We start from the raw sequence: 1,720 nt of genomic DNA on the forward strand, positions 1-1,720 counted from the left end.
CCCTATCTGCTCTGCTGTCCATGACGTGCGTAAACCCGCTTTTAAGTGCGACGCTGTAAAGGGAGGTAACTGACCCTTTTTACTTAATGTCGTGTTCATCGGTGTCTGTGTTAAAATATGATGTAACGCTGACATGCCCTTGGTATAGTCTGCCAAATCTAATCTGACCGCTTTATTGAAAGCGATTTCAAATTGTTAATTTACCTGTTTTAAATTGTAGGTTTCATTTATATATTTTTTAACTTCAGCAGCTGTTTTATATTTAAAAGAAGATATATTCGAATCAGATACGCCATCTATTCCAGTTAATTTTCTATCATGATAAAGAGTCATATTTTTGACAAATTTATTATCTTTATTATTTAATTTGTTATATGCATATACTTGATAGAGTTTTCCATATGTACCAGCTCCTCGACTGTTTATTTCCCACGAAATAATAACAAATATGTTTTTATCGTTTAGTATAGAATCAAAAAATATTGATTCGACTTGTGGATCCCCTCCTTCGGAATAATAAGTATCAATTATTTGAGTTTTTTCTAATTTAGTGCCATCTATATATTTCAAAATCAAATCAACCGAACCGTCACCTTTTCTGGTAAAAAATAACTCTCCACTACTACACCAAGATATATTAAATGGTCCGTGGACAATAGAGGTATCTTGTTGGCTAAAAACCAATGAAGAAAAAAACAACCCCAAAATCGCACATAGCGCAAAGCGCATGTATTTTTTTAACATATACTACTCCTCATTTAAACCAAATAATCTAGCAAGGCGATTAAATCGTTGTTTTCTATCATTATATCCATTTTGACCACCGTTTACTATTTGCGTCACTTCTTGTACCGTCCCTGACTTAGCAAGATCTTGTAATTTAACATAATGATTAATGTTACGATTTGGTTTCCCTGTTTTAGTAAACCAAAATACAAAAGCTGATTCGATACCATATTGTATTGAACTCATCAATAGGTCTGGATTCAAAACAAAATCTTGTATATCATCGGGGTTATTCCGATTATGAACTCTAGTGAAATTATCATAGGCATCTTTACCGGTTAATTGAATCATTCCTCTACCTCTATAGCGATAGCCATCTCCGGATGCTTCATTACCATTTCCCATTTTATTTGCATAAACATAATTTCCCAAATTTTCAGGATTTCTCTCATAATAAGAAGTACTTGTCCATAATTTAGGTCTAAGCTGTCCTAAGTCACAGCTGTCTGTTATTGGGTTATATTTTTTCTCCCCTCCTTTGCAACCATATACTTGTTTCATCCTAGATGCGCTAAAACTTAATTGTTCATTATCTGATTTAAATCCACTTTCATGCGCAATTTGAGAAAGAAAATGAGCTATTTCTTTAGGTTCAGTTAATTCATATGCTAATGCATATTGATTAAGATAAGGTAAAATTTCATTGTAATAACTTTTTGAGCCAGAAGGATGAGCTGCAATTAACATTTCTAGGGTTATTAATGAATCATCAACAATAAATTCCCCCATCCCCACCGGATGCAAATACCAAGCTTTGCCATCAAGGGATAGGTTACTCAATACGGGTGTATTATCGGTTGTCGCTGTGTCGGTGTTGGCTGTCTGTGAGGCTTGCGCCTTAGCTACCTCATCCCACCAAAGTGAAGGCTTGATCCGCTGCGCTTTTTCTATCTGCCATGTATCAATGTGTGATTGATACTGCGCATTAAGTAAT

The 1,720-nt window shown here is 34.7% G+C and carries 2 protein-coding genes; both read right to left on the bottom strand.

The genetic code is table 11. From position 1 onward, the window contains the following. Nucleotides 1-195 precede the first annotated feature (195 nt). Complete coding sequence (locus ABEA36_RS13195) at nucleotides 196-744, bottom strand: hypothetical protein (RefSeq protein ID WP_345492823.1); 549 nt, start codon at nucleotides 742-744, stop codon at nucleotides 196-198. A gap of 3 nt (nucleotides 745-747) precedes the next feature. Beyond that, nucleotides 748-1,720: glycoside hydrolase family 19 protein (locus ABEA36_RS13200; RefSeq protein WP_425571951.1), on the bottom strand; the 973-nt coding region annotated here is incomplete at its 5' end.

Source organism: Orbus sasakiae (assembly GCF_039542345.1).
GTDB classification, from domain to species: Bacteria; Pseudomonadota; Gammaproteobacteria; order Enterobacterales; family Orbaceae; genus Orbus; species Orbus sasakiae.

Coding starts and splice junctions, on each gene's coding strand:
- ABEA36_RS13195 (WP_345492823.1), bottom strand. CDS start 744: ATGTTAAAAAAATACATGCGCTTTGCGCTATGTGCGATTTTGGGGTTG.